General features: G+C 51.5%; 15 protein-coding genes. 3 read left to right on the top strand and 12 right to left on the bottom strand.

Annotation, left to right across the window (positions count from 1 at the left end):
• Nucleotides 1–178: 178 nt before the first annotated feature.
• The 6 genes from I6E49_RS06385 to I6E49_RS06360 form a co-directional block, all read right to left on the bottom strand.
• Nucleotides 179–1189, bottom strand: coding sequence for a hypothetical protein (locus tag I6E49_RS06385; RefSeq protein WP_235401116.1), 1011 nt, complete (start codon nucleotides 1187–1189; stop codon nucleotides 179–181).
• Between the two features lie 21 nt (nucleotides 1190–1210).
• Nucleotides 1211–2746: an alpha-L-fucosidase gene (locus tag I6E49_RS06380; RefSeq protein ID WP_235401115.1), complete on the bottom strand. Its 1536-nt coding sequence runs from the start codon at nucleotides 2744–2746 to the stop codon at nucleotides 1211–1213.
• 157 nt (nucleotides 2747–2903) lie between these two features.
• Nucleotides 2904–3281, bottom strand: coding sequence for a RidA family protein (locus I6E49_RS06375; protein ID WP_235392284.1), 378 nt, complete (start codon nucleotides 3279–3281; stop codon nucleotides 2904–2906).
• Between the two features lie 35 nt (nucleotides 3282–3316).
• Entirely contained in the window at nucleotides 3317–4339 is a 1023-nt protein-coding gene (locus tag I6E49_RS06370; protein ID WP_235401114.1) for a S41 family peptidase, read from the bottom strand.
• Nucleotides 4340–4417: 78 nt separating this feature from the next.
• Complete coding sequence (locus I6E49_RS06365) at nucleotides 4418–5314, bottom strand: DUF3316 domain-containing protein (protein ID WP_235401113.1); 897 nt, start codon at nucleotides 5312–5314, stop codon at nucleotides 4418–4420.
• A complete protein-coding gene (locus I6E49_RS06360) occupies nucleotides 5301–8153 on the bottom strand; it encodes a DNA gyrase/topoisomerase IV subunit A (protein ID WP_235401112.1) in 2853 nt (950 codons plus the stop codon). Before I6E49_RS06360 ends, I6E49_RS06365 begins: the two co-directional genes overlap by 14 nt.
• Nucleotides 8154–8353: 200 nt before the next feature.
• Here I6E49_RS06360 and I6E49_RS06355 point away from each other — a divergent pair, with 200 nt between their 5' ends.
• From I6E49_RS06355 to I6E49_RS06345, 3 genes are all read left to right on the top strand, one after another.
• On the top strand, nucleotides 8354–11083 hold the full coding sequence (locus tag I6E49_RS06355) for a calcium-translocating P-type ATPase, PMCA-type (RefSeq protein WP_235401111.1): 2730 nt from the start codon (nucleotides 8354–8356) through the stop codon (nucleotides 11081–11083).
• Nucleotides 11084–11476: 393 nt separating this feature from the next.
• Nucleotides 11477–13315, top strand: a complete 1839-nt coding sequence (locus I6E49_RS06350) for an Ig-like domain-containing protein (RefSeq protein ID WP_235401109.1) — start codon at nucleotides 11477–11479, stop codon at nucleotides 13313–13315.
• 137 nt (nucleotides 13316–13452) lie between these two features.
• Nucleotides 13453–13644 carry a hypothetical protein gene (locus I6E49_RS06345; RefSeq protein ID WP_235401108.1) on the top strand — a complete coding sequence of 64 codons (192 nt, stop codon included), beginning with the start codon at nucleotides 13453–13455 and terminating at the stop codon, nucleotides 13642–13644.
• A 1012-nt stretch (nucleotides 13645–14656) separates the two neighbouring features.
• On the opposite strand, the gene I6E49_RS06340 is transcribed toward I6E49_RS06345, so the two are convergent.
• From I6E49_RS06340 to I6E49_RS06315, 6 genes are all read right to left on the bottom strand, one after another.
• Nucleotides 14657–15325 carry an FKBP-type peptidyl-prolyl cis-trans isomerase gene (locus tag I6E49_RS06340; RefSeq protein WP_235401107.1) on the bottom strand — a complete coding sequence of 223 codons (669 nt, stop codon included), beginning with the start codon at nucleotides 15323–15325 and terminating at the stop codon, nucleotides 14657–14659.
• A gap of 8 nt (nucleotides 15326–15333) precedes the next feature.
• Entirely contained in the window at nucleotides 15334–16875 is a 1542-nt protein-coding gene (locus tag I6E49_RS06335; protein ID WP_235401106.1) for a glycine--tRNA ligase, read from the bottom strand.
• Nucleotides 16876–16998: 123 nt separating this feature from the next.
• Nucleotides 16999–18117, bottom strand: coding sequence for a glycosyltransferase family 4 protein (locus I6E49_RS06330; protein WP_235401105.1), 1119 nt, complete (start codon nucleotides 18115–18117; stop codon nucleotides 16999–17001).
• A gap of 61 nt (nucleotides 18118–18178) precedes the next feature.
• A complete protein-coding gene (locus I6E49_RS06325) occupies nucleotides 18179–19495 on the bottom strand; it encodes a DUF6080 domain-containing protein (RefSeq protein ID WP_235401104.1) in 1317 nt (438 codons plus the stop codon).
• Nucleotides 19496–19571: 76 nt separating this feature from the next.
• The gene (locus tag I6E49_RS06320; RefSeq protein WP_235401103.1) at nucleotides 19572–21047 is read right to left on the bottom strand and encodes a DUF6080 domain-containing protein; all 1476 of its coding nucleotides are present in this window, start codon (nucleotides 21045–21047) and stop codon (nucleotides 19572–19574) included.
• 72 nt (nucleotides 21048–21119) lie between these two features.
• A complete protein-coding gene (locus I6E49_RS06315; protein ID WP_235401101.1) occupies nucleotides 21120–21515 on the bottom strand; it encodes a GtrA family protein in 396 nt (131 codons plus the stop codon).
• Between the last annotated feature and the right edge of the window lie 94 nt (nucleotides 21516–21609).

Genomic DNA, 21609 nt, shown 5'->3' with positions numbered 1-21609 from the left:
TTTTTACCCAGGGCGGTGCCCCGGGCTATGTGCTTCTGCCCCTTCGGGGCGTACTGATTTGACTTTTGACATACCCTCCACTCAGCCTTCATTTACAGTTAATTGAGTGGGTATAGCATGGATACTATTCCCTCCTACAGATAGCATTATTCTAATCTTTTCGACATTAGCAGCCAGCCTACTTCACTTCTGCAGCCACACTGCTGAAATAAGGTACAAATCGGATGTCGCCGTCGATGATGTCGGCAGGGATGGTATAGGTACCGTTGTTGAATCGGTCGGCTGTCACGACGGTCTCGGTCCAGTCGTCCGGTGCGTTGCCGTCGATGTTACGGCCGTGGCGTATTACGAGTTTGTTGAATCGGAAGCCTGGTGCCGGAACAGCCTTCACGCTCAACGGCTCGCCACACTTGGCTGTACGGCCCGTAACAGCCGACCCGTCGGCAAGCAGGATGTCGCCGTTGAGTCCGCCGCCAAGGTCGTCAACGCCTCGGCTGAGCGTCACGAGGTCGCCACGTTTGAAGACACGCGAGGTTGCAAATGCGCCTACAGTGAAGAACGGTTTTTCGTCGGCTGAGAGCACGATGTCGTCGATATAGGCGGCAAAGTCGGCTGTCAGATTGTGGGGAGACGTAGCATCGGGCACTATGAGCAGGTTGTGTATGGTCACGCCATTGGCTCCCGACACGGCAAACACGGCATCGTTCCAATGTCCGGCAACGAGCGGTTGCGAGGCTGTAGCCCAAAACTGCTCGGTCAGGGGCGACTGGTGCGGACGGTCGTCGCGGTTGCCCAGTCCGATGAGCATTGCTGGTCCGCCCTTGGGCGAGTATATCTTCACGTGCACGTATTGCACGGTCTTGGTCTGGGCGAAAGGTTCTTTAAGACCTACGAGTGCGCCGAACGTGTTGCTGCCGAAGCGCGAACGTTGCACGGCGAGGATATGGTGCGAGGGATTGGGGACAAAACCGCGCACAGGGTCGGCATCATTCAGGTGATTCTGCACTACCTGTATGTTTCCCTCAACGGAGTTGTTGCGGAAGGGCGAGTTCTCCCATGTGTCGTACACCTTTATCGAGCGGTAGGCATCAGCCGACTCAAAGTCGCACAGCTTGCGCTCGGTGTTCTGCGCCGATGCAGCCATAGGCAGTGCCAGCGCGGCTATGATTGTATATATATTGAAGTTCATTGTTGTATGATTTTAGAGAGATTAGAATACCGACAGACTCTGAATCAGCGGACAAGCCTTGCTGTCGTTGATGGTAATGCGCATTGCCTTCACCTTATATCCGTCGCCCTCGTAGCTCTTGGCGGTAGACCCGTTGAGCGGAATGATGCGCTTGTAGCCTATCGTGGTGGTCTGGATGTTGGTGGCGCGCGGCGTAAATATGGTGCCGTCGTCGCTTGTCTCTATGGTGAACGAGCGCACACGCTGTCCGAGCTTGATGTGCTCCATCAGCTGAACATATCGCACTGTGACGGGTTTGTCCCACTTCAGCGTGATGGTGGCATGTGTCGTTGCATCGTTCGTAGCCCAATAGGTATTCTTGTTGCCGTCGGTGAGTCGGCGTACGGAGTAGTCGGTGTGTGCACCTGGGGTGCGCTCCTCGCTCACACTGATCTTAGCCTTCAGCGCAAGGTCGTTGCCCAGTCGCGTCTTCAGCATGCGTCCGAGTTCAGCCATACGTTGAGCGGTGGCTTGCGGAATAAGTCCGTTGACGTCGGGGGGCAGATTGAGGATGAGCGTAGCGTTGCGTCCCACTGTCTCCAGATACATCTGGAAGAGCCGTTCGGCTGAAAGCACCTTCTCGTTCTTCTTCCAGAACCATCCGCCTGTGGTGGCCTTGGCGTCACTTTCGCCCGGACACCAGCGCCAGGCATCAGCATTGCCGCTCTCGCCCGACCCCATTGCCCAGCAGGTTTCGCCTGCGTGGCCTGCTTCATTGCCTATCCAGCGCACCTCACCGCCTACTCCCCACATCACAACGTTAGGAAGCAGCTTGTGAATGGAGTCGCGCAGGTTGGGAATGTCGTAGAATGTCTGTGCATTGTCTATCGTTCGGCGGCCCGTTGTACCCTTGCCGCCATATGAACCACCGTAATATCCGGCATGATCGCCACCCGTTGCACCGTCAAACCACATTTCAAACTGGTCCGACCCATACTGCGCCAGCTCTACACATTGGGGGAAAAACACCTTCTTGGCGTAGTTGTCGGTGTAGCGTCCCTGGCTGTCTTTCTCGCCCCAATAGATGCTGCTGAGGTCCCACGGCGACACGTAGAATCCGTATTTCATCTTCAGCTTGCGGGCAGCACGGGCAAAGTCGCGCGGAATATTTGTCTTGCGGGCTGTCTCGGTGGCTGAGTTCAAGACGCTGTGGTCGGTAGTCTTAGTGGGCCAAAGGCAGAATCCGTCGTGATGTTTCACTACGGCTATGCCGCCCTTCATGCCCGCCTGCTTTGCCACACGGAGCCATTGGGCAGGGTCGGGCACTCGTGTGGGTGCGAAGATGGATTCGTCTTCGGTGCCGTCGCCCCACTCCTTGCCGGTGTATGTGTCCATGCCGTAGTGGAAGAAGGCGTAAAACTCGGTTTCGTTCCATAGCATCTGTCTGCGGCTCGGAACGGGAAATACCGGACGTGGGGTGTTCTCAGGATTGGCAACATTGCATTGCTTCAACTGAAACTGACTCTCTTTGGCCTGTACGACGGCATCGTTTAGCAGTGGCGGAAGGCATAGAGCCATGAGTAAAAGTGAACTTAACTTCATGTAGTAATGGTTAGTTTATTGTTAGGAAGATGATTTTCAGAAGGGTTATTATTGCCTTGATACTAAAAATGGAGACTACGGCAGAAAACTTGCTGTAGTCTCCATTCATGTCTATACGTATTTCTGCGGAGCGTTATTTCACTGCGATGCACTCTACTTCAACGAGCGCATTCTTCGGAAGAGTCTTCACTGCAACGGCTGAACGTGCAGGGAAAGGCTGTGTGAAGAACTCAGAGTACACCTCGTTCATTTCACCGAAGTTAGCCATATCGCTCAAGAATACAGTTGTCTTAACAACGTGTGCCAGGTCGGTACCAGCCTCCTTGAGGATGTTCTGGGCGTTGGTGAGCGACTGACGTGTCTGCTCCTTGATACCACCCTCGGCGAAGTTGCCTGTTGCAGGGTCGATAGGAAGCTGACCAGATGCGAATACCATGCCGTTAGCCTCAATAGCCTGTGAGTAAGGACCGATTGCTGCGGGAGCGTTGTTTGTGTTGATTGCTTTGTTCATAGTGAATTGTTTTTATTGTGTTAATTATTCAATTGTCATTGTCTGAGCACCTCTCTTGCCTTCTCTATTATCGTGTCCTTGCCACGCAGAAGGTCGGTTTGCGAGAGCTGCACGTCGTAGTCGGGCGCTATACCGAACTCGGTGCTGTTGCCGTCCTTGTCGTACATGGGGCAAGCCGAGAAGCGTATGCTCCATCCTATGGGCAGTTCGCTGGAATAAGGCATTCCTGCTCCGCCACCTGTGCGGTCGCCTATCTGTACAACGTTAGGACAACAGCGCATGTACTTGACAAATTCGTTGGCGGCGCTATACACCGACCGGTTGGTAAGTATTGCCACGCGCTTCTGCCAGCGTATTCCCTTCGACGGCTTGAGGCGCTGCTCCTGCATCGACGAGAAGTCAGAATGGCCGCGTCCGGTCTTATGTTGCATGTAGCCGACAAGCAACGTGCTGTTGGTGAATCGTGCCGCCAGCTGCTCTGCCGACGTAACCATTCCGCCGCCATTGTCGCGTATGTCGATGATGATAGCGTTGCACGGCATGAGATAATAGAGTATTTCGTCGAGATTGCCTTCGCCCATTGACGATGCAAACGACTGCAATCGGATGTAGCCGATGTTGTCGTCGAGTATGCGATAACGCATGCCTGACGATATACGGTAATCGGTGCCGAGGTAGCGGTTGATGAGTGTGTCGCTCAGATTTGAAGGATAGTTCTCGTGCCACGACCAGTTGCGCGCCACATCCCACGACGAATACATATTGACATGGCCGTCCTTCAACTCGCCAAGCATATTGCCCAACACCTCAAATAGCTGGCTGTCGGTCATATCATCAGCTATCTGGCGCGAGTATTTGTCGTAAACGGCGTTCCAGTCGAGTCCATACTGCTCCTGCTTGTAGTCGAAGAAGCAGTAGTGTTCGTCGACAATCTTCCACAAAGCTTCAAAGTTGCCACGCGGATTGTCGGCATATTCCTCCTCGTCAACGCATGAACCGAGCGAGAGTATCGCAATGATTGCCACAACGATGTTGCGTATAAGCTTACTGTTTGTCATCTTGTTTATATTTATCCTCCATTCGTCGGGAGGGGCATTTCACATTCGTTTGCTGTCACTTCTTTGCTTAGTCTGTGGCTATTGCTTCACGGTGCGAAACCTCTTCACTATACCTATCATGAGCGAATGGGTGTAGATGTGGGTCTTGAGATTGTTCACCTGCGACTGTTCGATGGTTCCCAGGTAGCCGATTCGCCACGTTGTGTGTGCCAGACGGAAGTCGATCGTCAGCATCTGGCGCAACGACGGGGTTGAACCTATGGTCGTTGGCACGCAGTTATGGTCGTAGTTGCCACGGTTGAATATCTCGTAATACGACTGTCCGTAATTGGGTGAGAACATCAGTCCGAACAGAGGTGCCGAGGCTTCGTAGTGCAACACCACGGGATAACGTGCTGCGTCACCCGGTCGGAAGGCGATGCCACGCTTGCCGTTGGGGCGTCCTATAGGATAGTCGAAGCCCACTGTAGGCTCTATATGGAGCGAAAGCTGGGCGTTGGCAGGGTTGTTTCCATTGCGTGTATTGTATATTATGCCGATGTTTCCGGCTGCCGTTCCACCCGCAATGAGCTGCAACGGATGGCTCCACAAGCTCACATTCCACTTGCGCAGAAGCGAATAGCGGAACGTATAGCCTCCTGCCATCTCGCCGCCATTGCCCGAACGATTGTCAGCATAAGCCACGTTGCCCTCGTGCTGGAACTGATTGATCCACACGGTGGAGTCTTTCTCGCGACGAGTGTGCGAAAGAAAGCGCACATCCAAGCCACGATACTTCTCAGGCGAGAGATAAGTGTCGAGCAGATTGGTTGCTCCTACGCCTATAATCATGGCGTTTGTCTTCAGCATCGGGCGCTCGCTGCGGGCTGACAGAGCCTCATCCGGGACATAGTCGCTATCGGATTGTGCAGCAACCGTTGCCCCTCCATTGCACAGCAGCGCAATGGCAATGAATATGTTCTTAAAGATCTGCATTCTCAGTAAATATGTTGAGTTGTCCGGTCATTTCGTCTATCACCTGCTGCTGGCTCTTGCCTGCATCTGGATCGAGGTTTTCGGGTTCTTCATCGGCAGTGTCGTCAGCCTCTTCATTTTCCGGTTCGGGGAATCGGGTAGGCTCCAGTTCCTTCACATCGGTTACTTCGAGCGTTGTCACACGTTTGCCCTTTGCCTTGAATCCCTTTACTGCTATGAACTCATCGGCATCGATTTCGAGTGGCGGACGTTGCATGGTCGAGCCGTCGGGAGCCGTAGTCGGGGCATAGTCAACCTCCAGTCGGGGATAAACCGTATCTGTAAGCAGCACCAACCGGCTCTCCTGATTCTCGCCGATGTAGTTCTGCGGGCGCTTGGTTGCCTCCATACGGAATCGCTTAAGATACAGATTGTTGTCGTTGTCGGCATCGTACAGCACGGCTGTCCACACCTTGTCGGGGTCCCACTTCTCTATTATCTTTATGTTCGACTCATAATGGTTGTTAGCGTCGAAGGTTGATATATAGAAGTTGCCATCGTCGAGAACGACGAGTATTGAGTCGTCGTCGTAGAACTCGCCGAGCAGTCTGCCGTGCTCGTCGTAGTTGAGTCGGTTGACATCGGGGTCGTACCACACCTTCCGTCCGCCCAAAGTAGAGTGTCCATGACTCTTCAGACCGATGCGGTGGATGGGGTTTCGCGTCACGAGATTGCCCTTCGACGTGCGTCCCTTGATGCCTATTTCAGAGAAGTCCTTGTCGATGAATATTCGCTTCAGCTTCGGGTTGGCTTCGAGAGTAACCTTGATTACCTCGGCTTCGCCATTGGGATTGGCTGTAAAATAGAGCACACGCGAGCCTGGAGTGCCCTGCGTGAGGTCGTAGTCCTTGCCCACCGTCATCGTAGGAACGAAGAAACGCTTGATGTAAGCGGGTCCGTTCTTGCCGTCGCGATACACCACATTATATATAGTACGCTTGTCGTTGCGCTTGAAAACTTGTACATGCAGGATGTTCTTGCCCACAAATATCTTGTCGGCAGCGCGTACCATCTTGTACTTTCCGTCCTTGAAGAACACTATAATGTCGTCGATATCGGAGCAGTTGCACACGAATTCGTCCTTCTTAAGGCCTGTTCCGATGAATCCTTCCTGTCGGTTGATGTAGAGTTTCTGATTAGCCTCTACCACCTTCGAAGCCTCGATGGTGTCGAAACTGCGTATCTCGGTGCGTCGCGGATGGTCCTTGCCATACTTGTCGCGTATGTATTCAAACCAGTGTATGGTGACGTCGGTCATGTGGGCGAGGTCGTACTCTATGTCGGCAAGTTCTGCCTTGATGCGTGCTATGAGTTCGTCGGCCTTGTCCTTGTTGTACTTCAGTATGCGCTGCATCTTGATTTCGAGCAGTCGCAGAATGTCGTCGCGTGTGATTTCGCGGTGGAACGTGTATTCCACCATCTCCTGCTCCACAATGCCTTCAGCCGAAGTCTTGGCAGAAGGCACCCGGAATATCTGGTTTTTGAACGGTTCGAGCTTTGAGTCGATGAACGCTACAACCTCGTCTTGCGACTTCGACTGCTCGAACTTCTTCTCCTTATATATACGCTCCTCAATGAAAATGCGCTCCAACGACGAGAAGAACAGCTGCTCTTCAAGTTCAGCCTTGCGTATGAGGAGTTCCTTGCGCAGCAGACCCATTGTGGTGTCGGTGCTGTGGCGCAGCACGTCGCTGACGGTGAGGAAGCACGGCTTGTTGTCCTCGATTACACAGCAGTTGGGCGAGATGTTTATCTCGCAGTCGGAGAATGCGTACAATGCGTCGATGGTCTTGTCGCTCGACACGCCCGGAGCGAGGTGAACCTGAATCTCAACTTCGGCTGCCGTGTTGTCATCTACCTTCTTTGCCTTGATCTTTCCCTTGTCAATGGCCTTAAGGATTGAGTCGATGAGCGTTGTGGTAGTCTTCGAGTAGGGTATCTCGCGTATGACGATGGTCTTCTGGTCGAGCTTCTCTATCTTGGCGCGCACCTTTATTATGCCTCCACGCTGGCCGTCGTTGTATTTTGCCACGTCAACCGATCCGCCTGTAGGGAAGTCGGGATAAAGCTGGAATTCCTCGCCACGCAAGTAGTGAATGGCTGCATCGCATATCTCGACAAGGTTGTGCGGCATTATCTTCGAGCTGAGCCCTACGGCAATGCCCTCAGCTCCCTGTGCCAAAAGCAGCGGAAACTTGGCAGGCAGCGTAATCGGTTCCTTGTTACGGCCGTCGTAAGAGAGCTGCCAGTCGGTAGTCTTGGGATTGAACACCACGTCGAGAGCAAACTTCGAGAGACGTGCCTCGATGTATCGCGGAGCCGCAGCACGGTCGCCGGTGAGTATGTTTCCCCAGTTACCCTGGCAGTCTACGAGCAGATCCTTCTGTCCCATCTGCACCAGAGCGTCACCTATCGAGGCGTCACCGTGCGGATGGAACTGCATGGTATGGCCCACAATGTTTGCCACCTTGTTGAATCGGCCGTCGTCCATGCGCTTCATCGAGTGCAGTATGCGTCGCTGCACGGGTTTCAGTCCGTCCTCGATGTGCGGCACGGCACGTTCAAGTATGACGTACGAGGCGTAGTCAAGGAACCAGTTCTGATACATACCACTCAGATGATGAACGGCAGAAGCGTCAAAACGGTTCACCGGCTTATAGTCGGAATGATTGGTCGGAGCCGACGTATCGGCAGCAGCGTCGTCGCCGCCAGACTCGATATCGTTGTCTGAAGTGGCTTCGTCGTTGGGCTGTACGTTCTCCTTCTTTATCTCTTCGTTGTCTTTTATCTCGTCGTCCATATATTGCCGTAGTGGGTTTTTATAGTAAGTTGGGAATAAAAATTCTGTTGACTCGCAAAAGTACGAAAAAAAAGTGAAAAGTCAAAATATAATGTACGTGTAACTTCGGGCGTAATATTTTTTTGCATTTCAGTCAGCTTCGTTTTGCCATATAATTGATAACTTTGCACATTGTGAACGTTAACATCAACAATAACACTATGGAATCCAAACATCACTACACCGGTCTCACCGCCCGAGAGGTTGCCCAGAGCCGCTCGAAGTATGGCGAGAACGTGCTCACACCGCCCGCCAAGGCTCCGCTTTGGCTACAATTCTTAGACAAATTCCGCGACCCGCTCATCATCATTCTGCTCATTGCCGGCGCGCTCTCGATACTTATCTCGTGCTACGAATACTTCGCTCTGGGCGACGGACCGACCGTCTTCTTCGAGCCTGTTGGCATATTCGTGGCTATAATGCTGGCCACGGGCCTCTCGTTCTACTTCGAATATCAGGCCGACAAGGAGTTTGCCATACTCAACAAGGTGAATGACGACGAGCCGGTGGAGGTGATTCGCGATTCAAACACGACACAGATACCACGCCGCGAGGTCGTTGTGGGCGACATAGTGATTGTAAACACGGGCGAGGAGATTCCTGCCGACGGCGAACTGATGGAATTAACGCTACTGAACGTCGACGAATCGACGCTGACGGGCGAACCTATGTGCGCCAAAACCACCGTTGCAAGCGAGTTTGACAGCCAGGCTACGTTCCCGTCCAACCACGTCATGAAGGGAACCAAGGTGATGGAGGGACACGGCATAATGCGCGTGCTTGCCATAGGCGACCATACCGAGCAGGGCAAGGTGTTCGAGGCGGTGCAGATAGACAATTCGGTGAAGACTCCGCTCGACGAACAGCTTGACGGACTGGGTCGGCTCGTTGCCAAACTGAGCTACTGCGTAGGTGCAGGCATCATCATAGGCCGCATCCTGATGTACTTCCTTTCGTCCTCGTACGTGCAGTTCGAATGGCTGCCGTTCATAGCCTACCTGCTGCAGACGCTCATGATAGCCGTCACACTGGTTGTGGTTTCGGTGCCCGAGGGCCTGCCCATGGCTGTGACGTTGAGTCTGGCGTACAGCATGCGACGTATGCTCAAGACCAACAATCTCGTGCGCAAGATGCACGCATGCGAAACCATGGGTGCAACGACGGTGATATGCACCGACAAGACGGGCACGCTGACGCAGAACCAGATGCGTGTGGACAGCCTGCAACTGTACGGACTCGACGAAAAGAGTTCGGCTGTGGCGGAGTCAATGGCGCTCAACTCCACCGCACAGCTCGATTTCACCGAGCCCGACTGCCCCTCCGTGCTCGGCAATCCTACTGAGGGCGCACTGCTGCTGTGGCTCTACGAGTACGGCACCGACTACCGTGAGCTGCGCGAAAATTCTACCATAGTCGACCAACTGCCCTTCAACACCGAGCGGAAGTATATGGCTACTGTGGTAGACTCGGCTCTGATGCCCGGCCGACGTATTCTGTACGTCAAGGGCGCTCCCGAAATAGTCTTCGCCATGTGCCGCACCATGGGCGAAGGCGCTACTCGTGAACGCATTGAAAACCAGTTGCTCGACTATCAGAACCACGCCATGCGCACACTGGGTTTTGCATTCCAGATGCTCGACAAGGGCGACGTTGCCATCAGCAACGGCAGAGTCACAGCCACCCGACTGCACTTCATAGGCATAACAGCTATTGCCGACCCCGTGCGCAGCGATGTGCCGGACGCCATCAAGGAGTGTCTTGACGCAGGAATAAACATCAAGATTGTCACCGGCGACACTCCTGCCACAGCACGTGAGATAGGCAGACAGATAGGACTTTGGAACGAAACTGACTCCGACCGCAACATCATAACCGGACCTGAGTTTGCAGCCATGAGCGACGAACAGCTGCTACAGCGTGTGCACGAACTCAAGATTATAGCCCGTGCACGACCCATGGACAAGAAGCGACTCGTCGAAACGCTGCAACGACTCAACCAGGTTGTGGCTGTGACGGGCGACGGAACCAACGACGCCCCTGCCCTGCGAGCCGCGCACGTGGGCCTGTCGATGGGCGACGGAACATCGGTGGCTAAGGAGGCGTCGGACATTACCATCATCAACAACTCGTTCTCATCTATCGGCAAAGCTGTGATGTGGGGACGCTCATTGTATCAGAACATACAGAGATTTCTGCTCTTCCAGCTCACCGTCAACGTTACGGCTTGTCTGATAGTGCTCATCGGAGCCTTCATGGGCACCGAGTCGCCGCTAACGGTGACGCAGATGCTGTGGATAAATCTGATTATGGACACCTTCGCAGCCATGGCTCTGGCGTCGTTGCCGCCGTCGGAGAGCGTAATGCACGACCGTCCGCGCGACCGCCACGCCTTCATTCTGACACGCCCCATGTACGGCGAGATTGTAGGAGTGGGCGCACTGTTCTTCGTGTTGCTGTTCTTCTTCCTGCTCGTGTTCAAACATGCCGACATAAGCAGCCTCAGCGATATGCTCTCGCTCAACTATCTGCAACTCTTCGCAGGCTTCGGCACTCTGACGTTCTGGACCGAGGGACACCTCACGGCATACGAACTGACGCTGCTGTTCACCATATTCGTCATGACTCACTTCTTCTATCTGTTCAACGCGCGAGCCTTCGAGACGGGACGTTCGGCGCTCCACTTCGGCGGATGCAAGGGTCTGCTCACCATCGTTGTGATAATATTCGCAGGACAGGTGCTGATGGTTGAGACTCCGATACTGCAAGACTTCTTCAACGTGGTGAGCCTCTCGCTGAAGGATTGGGGGACAATCATCATCGGTTCGAGCCTCGTGCTGTGGGTGCGCGAGGTATGGCATCTCGCCAAAGCAGGCTGCTGCGCACGCAGATAAAACAATTAAAACATTTGCAAATAAGGCGTTAAAGATGGTCTAAAACGTCCACACTAACGCCATATTCCGTTGATAAAGAGCCATTAAGCGACCGAAAATTATCGCTTAATGGCTTTTTTTGATTAACTTTGCACGTCAATAAATATTAGATATTAAAACAGTGTAATTACGACGAAATAACAGTGCTCCGAAAAATGTAGTCCTTTTGCATTGCAAAAGGGGTACTTTTGGGATGCAAAAGGAGTCCTTTTGGAGAGCAAAAGGACTCCTTTTAGAAGCCAAAAGGAGTACATTTGAAAAGCGTCGGTTTTTGCAGTTTTTTTCAAGAGGATTATAACGCTTGAACAAAGAATATAAAAAGGATAATAAAATCGTAAAAACAACATTTTAATTATGACAAGACATCTACGTTTTTTGTTTGTAGCAATGCTGACGATAGCATGCTCATTGGTAGGTAAAGCCGCTGAAGGTGACACCTACAAACTCGTAACTGACGCTTCGGAACTGAAGAGCGGAGACATTGTGGTAATTGCTTCGGGAACTAACGCAATGGGAGCGGTGAATACAGAGGGTACAAAAATAGACCCTGTTCAGGTTACTATCACTGACGGTATTCTCAAATATACAGAAGGATTGGGCGAAACCATACTTGAAAGCAATGGAAGCAACTGGTATCTGAAGTTTAATGGTCAGTATATTTCATATGAAAGCCGTTATAAAGAGAATGTTCAGATGCAGGCTTCAACAGATAAATATTGCCTTTTCAGCATTTCTATAATTCAAGACGGAAATGCAACTGTAAAGAACAACGAAAGACCAAGAAAAAAGAATCTGAGCTTTAGTAACGGTAGTAGTTTTGGCTATTACGATAATAACAGCACTGTACAAATCTATAAGAAACGGCGTCGCGACAACGGCATCACTTTCGCTGCAACATCAGCCACAGCCGACTTCAACGGAAACAGCAATGAGGCTAAGCAATATGTACGACTCATAAACCCAAACAGCTTGCCTGTCACATACACAAGTTCAAACTCTTACGTTGCAAGAGTGGACGAAAACGGCAATGTAACACTTAACTCTTGGGGCACAACAACCATTACTGCAACATTTGCAGGTAACGACAAATACACACAAGGCGCAGTTTCTTACGAACTGAACGTAAACAATGTTGTTGAGAATATCGACTTTAAGGTCATTGAATTCGTTGCCGGCAAAGACAAGGGACATACAAGTATCTTGAATGGCTCTACTCAATCGGACGAAATGGCTAAATATGGAGCCAAGATTCATTCTGGATTAGCTTCATTTGCTACAAACGAATATCATATCAATGGTAGAGGCAGCTCTACAGATATAACTGTAGAGAGCGGAAAAATCATCCGTATAGAAATGGTTGGTAGCGATATGAACAGACTGCAAGGCACTTCTGAGGGCAACTACAAGATAGAATCAGACAAGATTATATGGACTGGCAACTCACAAAAGGTGTCGTTCAAAAACAGTCATACGGTTGGAATCTACGCTGCTCCAACAAGCATCAAGATTTATGTCGACTATCCTGTAATTGATTTGGCAGAAGAAAGCGCCAACAACCTCAAGACTTTGGACAACACATACGTTAAGCTCAACCGCACCCTTGTAGCCAACAAGTGGAACACTCTTTGCGTTCCGTTCGCCATAAGCGAGGAAGAGATAAAGGCAAAATTCGGCGAAGGCACACTCGTAGAGAAGTTTGAGGCAGTCAACGGCAATACCGTTAACTTCGCTGACGCTACAAGCATTGAGGCTGGCGTGCCCTACCTCATCAAGCCTACTGTTGCCGGCACAACCTACACATTCAACGGTAAGGAAGTGAGCGCTGACGCTCCGAATACTGAAGGCAACGCTGACGTGACATTCCAGGGCATCTACTCGCCCATCGACATAACCAAAAACGGCACCGTTAAGGCAGCCGGCGTTACCGAAGACGGAAAGGTTCTGTTTGTAAATCCAGACTCTAAGACCAAGGCATTCCGCTGCTTCTTCACCATAAGCAACAACGCCTCTATCACACCCGCAATGCTCAAGATAAGCATCAAGGGCGTTGAAACAGCCATCAACTCTATCGTTATGGACAACAGCAACGCCACTGACAACGCCGTATACAACCTACAGGGACAGCGCGTCAACGGCAATTCGCTGACCAAGGGCATCTACATAAAGAACGGAAAAAAGTTTGCAGTGAAATAAACTACCGTCGCATACGGCACTCTGAATAATCAAAAACTTAGAGTGTCCGACAAACGACAGGAGGCTATGGCGTCCCCGCCATAGCCTAAGCAAGCTAACATTACAAATTACAGACATCAATAAATCAACTCAACAAAATGAAAAAGAAATCATATACAGCACCTCAGTCAGAGGTGATAGCTATCGACACAATCATGCCTATAGCTGCATCAGGAGAGGTCAACGACAGCGAAGACAACGGTAAAGTTGAAATAATACTGCCCGACGGCGGCAATACCGTCGACCAGGGTGTGCTCATGTCGCTCGACGATCCGCACCTGTGGGATTAATAAAATATCCATACACGCAAAAGAGGCTGTTTCGGTATTGTCCGAAACAGCCTCTTCTTATTTTAAAATTATTATTTTCCCATTTAATTAGCCAGACCTCATTGCGTTTTGACTTGCGCTCCGTCTTGCCTCAGGGGGAGGACAAACGATCATTTACCGTTGCCGTCTCCCCACATTCCTATTGCAGCACTGGCTGCAAATAGGGTCATCATCATTGTCATCAACATAACCTTTTTACCTTTAAAACCATTAAACCTATTAACTTCCAATACCTTTTACTTTCTACCTATTGACTTCTCTTACCTATTGACTTTCTCTTTACCTATTGTCCTTGTTATCCTTTCTATGCAATCTTCTGTCTTTACCTTTGACTTTACCGATCTTCTTGTTATCCCTTAATGCAATCTTCTGTCTTTACCTTCTTGCTAATACTTACTAATCATTGTGTTGTTATCTTAACTCAATCACCTTCTACCTTTTCAAGTCATCCTAATCTTTATTACCTTCTTCTGAGTCATCCTAATCTTTACTACCTTCTGAAGTCATCCTAATCTTTATACCTTCTATCAAGTCATCCTAATCCTTTACCTTCTCTTTGAATTATATTCTGATAGTCTATTTACCTTAAACCTCTCAAATTTTCTATACCTTCATGATGTGTTGTCTATCGAGGTTGCCTCGCGGTTCCCTTGTTTTGACGATGCAAAGTTACTATTGTTTACGTACACAACCAAGAGTTTATACGCATTTCTTACCCTTTCTCGCCTGATTTTTGATGTAAATCAAAGTATTGTGTGCGTACACACAACAAAATTAAGGTTGATTTGACATACATCAAAACCCCTGTTTGATATAGATCAAAGACATACAAAAAAAATGTAGCCCTTCTGAATCCTAAGGTATGAACCTATAAGAATCAAAAGGGCTACATCCTTCCTTCAACTACAGAAATCTCTGAACTTACGGACGTTCACTTACATTATTATATATATAGCAAACGGGATCTTGTAGACTATTCATAAATCCAGCAACCTGACGATTCAGCATTCTTGCCATCGCCCGAACGAGATGCCGATTTTGGAACATCGTTGGCACGATAGTATGCCACGAGGGTCACGTCAAATATGAGTGTAGAGTAAGCTGCACCCGGTGTGTTTGACGATCCGTAAGCCAACTGCTGCGGAATGATAACCTGCCAGCGGTCGCCGATGTGCATATACTGCAGAGCGGTGCTAAATCCGGTGACAAGACCTTTCACGGCAAACTTCACAGGCATCATTGTTGTGAGGTCGTAATCGCCTGTCCACGACTGGTCGAACACCTTGCCGTTGGGATAACTGGCAGAAGGCAGCAGTCGTCCACTGTAGTGTACCTTCACAGAGTCGGTATAGAGCGGGCATCCCGAGCCGTTTCCAGCCTTGAGCACGTTCACGACGATATGGTCGTAAGAGTGGGTTGCCACCTTCTCGTCAATGTTGTAAGCGCGCAAAACCTTACAGCTTGCGTCACCGGCATCAGCCTTCTTCTTAGCCTCGGAATAAGTCTTGTCGAAGTAAGTAGCGTTGACGTTCTGCCAATCGGCATACTCCTCAACCTCGTCCGATGTCTCGCTGCACGAGGCAAGTCCTGCAATGAGAACCGCTACGAGCGCCGAGAGTGCGAAAATATTAAAATTCTTCATTCTTTATATTACTGTAATTTCTTGAGGAGACTGGTGATGCTCACCTTGTCCTCGATGATGCTCTGAAGCTGATCGATGCTTACACGATCCTGCTCCATAGTGTCGCGGAAGCGAAGAGTAACGGTATTGTCCTTCAGAGTGTCGTAGTCGACAGTCACGCAGTAAGGAGTTCCGACTGCATCCTGGCGACGATAGCGCTTACCGATAGTGTCCTTCTCATCATAATGAGTGTTGAAGTGGAACTTGAGGTTGTTCACTATCTCGCGAGCCTTCTCTGGCAGTCCGTCTTTCTTTACGAGTGGGAGCACAGCCAACTTCGTCGGAGCGAGTGCAGGAGGCAGAAGCAGAACGACGCGGGTCTCTCCGTTGTCGAGCTTTTCCTCACGATAAGAGTGGCACATGATGCTGAGGAACATGCGGTCAACGCCTATTGAGGTCTCAATTACATAAGGAGTGTACGACTCTTTGGTCATCGGGTCGAAGTACTTGATTGAGCGACCAGAGAACTTCTCGTGCTGTGAGAGGTCGAAGTTTGTACGGCTATGAATGCCCTCAACCTCCTTGAATCCGAACGGCATGCGGAACTCGATGTCGGTAGCGGCGTTGGCGTAGTGGGCAAGTTTCTCGTGATCGTGGAAACGGTAGTTCTCTGCACCGAAGCCGAGAGTCTGGTGCCACTTCATACGTGTCTCCTTCCACTTCTGGAAGTATTCGAGTTCGGTGCCTGGCTGAACGAAGAACTGCATTTCCATCTGCTCAAACTCGCGCATACGGAAGATGAACTGACGTGCAACAATCTCGTTACGGAAAGCCTTACCAATCTGAGCGATACCGAAAGGAATCTTCATACGGCCAGTCTTCTGAACGTTGAGATAGTTGACGAAGATGCCCTGAGCAGTCTCAGGACGCAGATATACCTTCATTGCGCCTTCAGAAGTAGAACCCATTTCGGTAGAGAACATGAGGTTGAACTGGCGTACGTCGGTCCAGTTCTTGGTGCCGCTGATGGGGTCAACGATTTCCTCGTCCGCGATAATCTGCTTCAGCTCGGCAAGATCCGGACCCTGCATAGCCTTGGTATAACGTTCGTGCAGAGCGTCGCGCTTCTGCTGGTGCTCTATAACGCGTGCGTTGGTGGCACGGAACTGAGCCTCGTCGAACGAGTCGCCGAAACGCTTGCGTGCCTTGGCAATCTCCTTCTCAATCTTCTCATCATACTTTGCTATCTGATCCTCGATGAGAACGTCGGCACGGTAGCGCTTCTTTGAGTCGCGGTTGTCGATGAGTGGGTCGTTGAAAGCGTCAACGTGTCCGCTGGCCTTCCATATAGTAGGGTGCATGAATATGGCTGAGTCGATGCCCACGATGTTCTCGTGGAGGAGCACCATGCTCTGCCACCAGTATTGCTTGATGTTGTTCTTAAGCTCAACGCCGTTCTGTCCGTAGTCATATACTGCGCCCAGACCGTCATAGATTTCGCTGCTTGGGAATACGAAACCATACTCCTTGCAATGACTCACAATTTTCTTGAAAACGTCTTCTTGTGCCATTTTTTCTTTATTTTGTTATTCTGATATCTGTCCTAAATTCACTATAGGATGCAAAGTTACGCTTTTTTGGTTGATTTTCTTGTCTTTATGGAGTTAAATGTTATGAAACCCGAACATTTGCGCTTATCGTTTCGGGGTGAGATAAAACTCCTCGTATCGTTGCTGCATGCTGCGTATGGAGAAATTAAGGCGTGCATACTGCTGTGCCTTGTCGGCTATTCGGGTGCGGAAAGCGTCGTCGCAAAGGCGCTCGAAGATGCGGCGATAGTCGTCCAGGGCATTGCCGTGTGCCATAAGGGGCCAGTCGTGGGGCAGAGTATCGCGCAGTCCGGGAGCGTCGTTGGCTATGACGGGCAGACGATTGATGCTTGCCTCCATCGAGAGCATGCTCAGTCCCTCAAATACCGAGGGCATAAACAGATAGTGGAACGATGCCAAATATGAAGGGAGTGAGTATATAGGCGGAAGAAGACGGGCGTTAGTGAGCGGCAGTCCGGTTTCGCCGCCTGCCAGAGTGTGCTCCACGAGTGGGCGTTGGGAGCCGTCGCCGGCTATGGTGAAGAAGAAACGCTGGTCGGCAGACATCATGCGCAGCACGTCGCAAAGCACGTTCACGCCCTTCTGCGGTTCGAGTCGGCCGGCAAAGAGGATGTTCACCTTGCCCGGATGCAGCTGCGTCCATGGCTGCTGGGGCACCTCGCCCACCCCGTTATGTATTATCGGCGGCTCCGAGCCGAAACGTCCGGCATAGGCGTCGCGCACCGAATCGGATATGGCTACGTTAGACTGACGCTTTATGAACATACGTTCCACCCAGCGGGCTGTGCGTGGCAGTCCGGTCCAGAGCCTCGTATTGTGTATGGTGCGCACTATGCGTGTATGGCGAAAGAGCCACGGCATGAGTCTGACGCACACGTACAGAGCGAGGTCGGGGGTCTCGGTGTGGGTGTGTATGACGTCGGGGCGCAGTCGCAGCATAAGATAGAGCATGCGCAAGGGGAACAGCAGGGCTGCAATACGTTCCACAAGGAAGTGCCAACTGATGTCGGGCATCCACGAACGGTGGCACGTCACGCCCGCGGCGCGCAGCTCCGAGAGAAACTTGGGGGTGTAGTCTGAACGTCCGCGCAGTATCTCAGCGACATGATATTCCATACCTTTGCTCGTAGACGCGGCTATGTTGGCGGCGACACGTTCGGCTCCGCCAAGGTCAAAATGGGTTATCAGATGTAAGATTCGCATAGTTTTATCTATCACTATTTATACAGGCTGTGCCTGAAATATACACGTATAGGCTGAAGGGCTACAGCAGATAGCCGAAAAGGATTGTTCCGTTCCACGCCCAAAGCCACACCGTGAGCGATGCAACGAGCAGGCGCAGCGCCCCGGATGTACTGCGACGCAGCAGATAGGCGGCTCCGATGGGGAATATGAAAGCCCAGTGGGCGGTCATGATGTACACCTCGTTGAGTCCGAAACCGAACCCTAAGTGCATCATCATGTCGAAAGCAAACCACGAAGCGACCACGAGGAAGAAGCGTTCGCGGCGCGCCACCCACGCACCCACTATGAGCAGGAGCACGAGCACAGCCTCAACGACGTAATTAATAAATGAGCGATAGCCCACGAATACGGGGCGCGTCTGCTGCACGTCCTCCATAAGATGGTCGCGATGCAGCTGCAACGACTCGCCCATGAGATTGTCTACCACCGACTGCCAGCGCGAAGTGGTCATGTCGCTCCACTCAAGCAGGGGCACCTTCTTGGTCATAGCCTCACCGTTTTGACGGCGCACGAACTCGTCGTGCTTCTTCAACCGCTCTATACGTGCAGGATCTTTCTTAGCCACATGCGCCTCAATGCGCTTGATGCTACGCTCCTGCGGGACTATGATAAGGCTCTGCGTAGCCACATAGACGGCTCCAAGTATGAGCGTTGGCACTACGAACGACAGTATGCTGCGCACCGAAAACACGCGCTTTCCGTTGGCTATCCACGCTGCCAGCGCCACCTTGACGCCATTGGTGAGCGTAACGCCGGCGGTGAAGAAATACAGAACTGCCGACTGCCACAGCGGCATGCGTGTGCCGTGCAGCAAGTGCTTGCCTGTGACATAGAGCGTAAGCATGAGCAGGGGCAGCGACAGTGCGAAATGGTCGGGCACCATCGTTGCCACCATCACGTGCGCTATGCCGTAGAACATGGCTGTGAGCATGGCGGCATCCGAGCGGTTGGCACCTACAATATCGCGCAATATGCGGTGCAGAAGTACAGCTCCTGCCACGTCGCACACTATGAGTAGCGCCGCCATGAGGAACGGTGCGAAGTTGAACTCGGTCGGTGGCATGAGCATATGGTTGATCCAGTAGAGCGGCAGCAGCAGGAGCACGAAGAGCGGATGGCGCAACGAGTTCCAGTGCAGGCGCATGCACGATATGAATATCAGCGAGAAGACATCGTAGCCCGACATGTTCAGGTGGTTGTAGAACACCGACCAGAAGCCCACGTGCGCCCCTCGCGTGAACGAATCGTAGTGGGCGTATATGAGCAATGCGTTGAGCACGGTGAACACTAAGGCGGCAACGAGTGCCACGGGGCGTTCTTCTTTTCTTATCAGCATGGTTGTCGACAGTTATGCAAGAAGTGTTAGGCAGCTGCAGAGCTGCGTATATATATAATGTATAAGGCGCGGGCTGCTAATACAGATAGCCCACAATGAGCGTGACGTTCCACGCCCACAGCCACAAGGCGAGCAATGCCAGCACGCCCTTAAGGGCAAGCTGATAGCGGCGGCGACCTACGTTCTTGAGCAGGAAAGCAACGGCTATCGGTATGGCGTAAATCCAGTGTGCCGACATGATGTACACCTCGTTGATGCCAAATCCCAATCCTATGTGCAGCACCATGTCGAGTGCGAAGTACGACATGACAAGCCACATGAAGCGCGAGCGGCGTCCTGCCCACACTCCCAGCACGAAGAGGAGGGCTATGACAGCCTCAACGGCATAGTTGTACCAGTGGTTGTAGCTTACAATCATTGGTCGCGACTTGAGCACATCGCCCAGCACATAGTCCTGATGGAGCTGTATCGACTCGCCCAGCAGGTTCTCGACAATCGACTCCGAGCGCGACGTCGTGATGTCGGTCCAGCCTATGAACTCGCCATTGGCAATGGGTTTGCCGTTCTTGCGGCGACGCACAGGCTTCGGCTTTGCCTTGGCTATGGAGTCGCGCTGCACCGAATCGCGGCGCAACGAATCCATCTGCTCCAGCGTGAACGACGCTATGCGTATGGAATCCTGGCGGTGTCGCTCGGCAGCTTCAGCCTTCTTCTTAGCCTCCTTGGCTGCCTTGGCCTTGGCGCGTGCCGCCTTGGCTGCCACATCACGCGGCCATACGATATGGTCGTAGCTCATGCGTGCCGCTCCCCATGTGAGTGCGGCAGGCAGAAGGATGGCGAGGAAGAGGAACTTGGGGCGGAATATACGGAATCCGTTGACGAAAAGGTCGGACAAGTATATCTTCAGTCCGTTGTTGAGCGACGTTCCGGCGGTGAGGAAGAAGTAGAGTGCCGACTGCCAGATGGTGAGCTTGCGGCGGCGTATCATCAGCTTTCCGCTGACGTAGAGGGCAAGCAGCAACAGCATCATGGATATGATGAAGTGGTCGGGCACCATCGACGAGAGCATCACGAAGGCGAAACCGAAGAGCAAGAACGTAAGCAGCGTTGAGTCGGTGCGGCTCACGCCCACTATCTCACGGCAAATGCGATAGAAGAAAATGGCTGCATAGAAAGCCGAGAACAGCTGTATGGCTGTGACGATGAATATGGCGCAGTTGATGCCCGTAGCCCATATCAGCGCCTGATTGACAAGATAGGGCACGTACATGTAGAACGCCAGCAGCGGATGGCGGTAGACATTGTAGCCTGCCGTCCAATCGCTCACCACCGAATAGGTGATGGGGTCGAAGCCCGAAATGTGGAACTTGGATATGAACAGATGCCAATAATGGGCGTTGAGCGGTGTGAACATGTCGTAATACTTGCATACGACGAGCGCATCCAATGCCATAAACACCAGCAACAACACTATTGCCAACGCACGTTCCTCGCGCTTAATGCGGAAGAGCGATGTGAATATTCGAACTAAGGGGTTGTCTTTTATATTCATATCAATATCTAAATTGTAGCTTTTTTACTTTTTTACTCTTTTACTCTTTCACCTTTTTACTCTTTTACCTTTTTACTTTTTTACCTTTAAAAAGTATCTCACCAGCACAAAGTTGACCGGCACACAGACGGCAAACATCGGTATCGGTGCCCATTGCTTGGACAGTCCCAACCAGATGAAGAGATTGAGCGTGAGCATCTGCAGCACATAGTTGACGGCATGGCTTAGGGCAAAACCGGCTCCACGACGTGCCGAAGCCTTGACACGGAACGTGTAGCGTGTGGAGGCAACGAAGTTGAAGGCGAAGCTGACGGCATAGGCTATGGTCATGGCAAACGTGGGGATGAGCCACAGCACCAGCCCGAAATACACTCCATACTGTATCAGCGTGGCTATGACACCGACAACGGCGAAGCGCAACACCTCGCCCATTTTTCCGTCTGACTTATGTTGGATTTCCTTACACATTATCTTATTATAATATCTATATTGCAGTCATGACTGACCTATTAAAACACGTCGGATTGGCCGAAGAAACACTTCGGATTGACCGATGAAATCG

The sequence above is a fragment of the Leyella stercorea genome (genome assembly GCF_021531655.1).
The sequence above is the reverse complement of the archived record's forward strand: the minus strand, read 5'-3'. Positions and strand labels throughout refer to the sequence as shown.

What these genes read in the sequence shown, in the direction of transcription:
- I6E49_RS06330 (WP_235401105.1), bottom strand. Translation starts at nt 18,117, where the DNA reads ATGCGAATCTTACATCTGATAACCCATTTTGACCTTGGCGGAGCCGAA.
- I6E49_RS06340 (WP_235401107.1), bottom strand. Translation starts at nt 15,325, where the DNA reads ATGAAGAATTTTAATATTTTCGCACTCTCGGCGCTCGTAGCGGTTCTC.
- I6E49_RS06375 (WP_235392284.1), bottom strand. Translation starts at nt 3,281, where the DNA reads ATGAACAAAGCAATCAACACAAACAACGCTCCCGCAGCAATCGGTCCT.
- I6E49_RS06360 (WP_235401112.1), bottom strand. Translation starts at nt 8,153, where the DNA reads ATGGACGACGAGATAAAAGACAACGAAGAGATAAAGAAGGAGAACGTA.
- I6E49_RS06350 (WP_235401109.1), top strand. Translation starts at nt 11,477, where the DNA reads ATGACAAGACATCTACGTTTTTTGTTTGTAGCAATGCTGACGATAGCA.
- I6E49_RS06355 (WP_235401111.1), top strand. Translation starts at nt 8,354, where the DNA reads ATGGAATCCAAACATCACTACACCGGTCTCACCGCCCGAGAGGTTGCC.
- I6E49_RS06320 (WP_235401103.1), bottom strand. Translation starts at nt 21,047, where the DNA reads ATGAATATAAAAGACAACCCCTTAGTTCGAATATTCACATCGCTCTTC.
- I6E49_RS06325 (WP_235401104.1), bottom strand. Translation starts at nt 19,495, where the DNA reads ATGCTGATAAGAAAAGAAGAACGCCCCGTGGCACTCGTTGCCGCCTTA.
- I6E49_RS06385 (WP_235401116.1), bottom strand. Translation starts at nt 1,189, where the DNA reads ATGAACTTCAATATATATACAATCATAGCCGCGCTGGCACTGCCTATG.
- I6E49_RS06365 (WP_235401113.1), bottom strand. Translation starts at nt 5,314, where the DNA reads ATGCAGATCTTTAAGAACATATTCATTGCCATTGCGCTGCTGTGCAAT.
- I6E49_RS06370 (WP_235401114.1), bottom strand. Translation starts at nt 4,339, where the DNA reads ATGACAAACAGTAAGCTTATACGCAACATCGTTGTGGCAATCATTGCG.
- I6E49_RS06380 (WP_235401115.1), bottom strand. Translation starts at nt 2,746, where the DNA reads ATGGCTCTATGCCTTCCGCCACTGCTAAACGATGCCGTCGTACAGGCC.
- I6E49_RS06315 (WP_235401101.1), bottom strand. Translation starts at nt 21,515, where the DNA reads ATGTGTAAGGAAATCCAACATAAGTCAGACGGAAAAATGGGCGAGGTG.
- I6E49_RS06335 (WP_235401106.1), bottom strand. Translation starts at nt 16,875, where the DNA reads ATGGCACAAGAAGACGTTTTCAAGAAAATTGTGAGTCATTGCAAGGAG.
- I6E49_RS06345 (WP_235401108.1), top strand. Translation starts at nt 13,453, where the DNA reads ATGAAAAAGAAATCATATACAGCACCTCAGTCAGAGGTGATAGCTATC.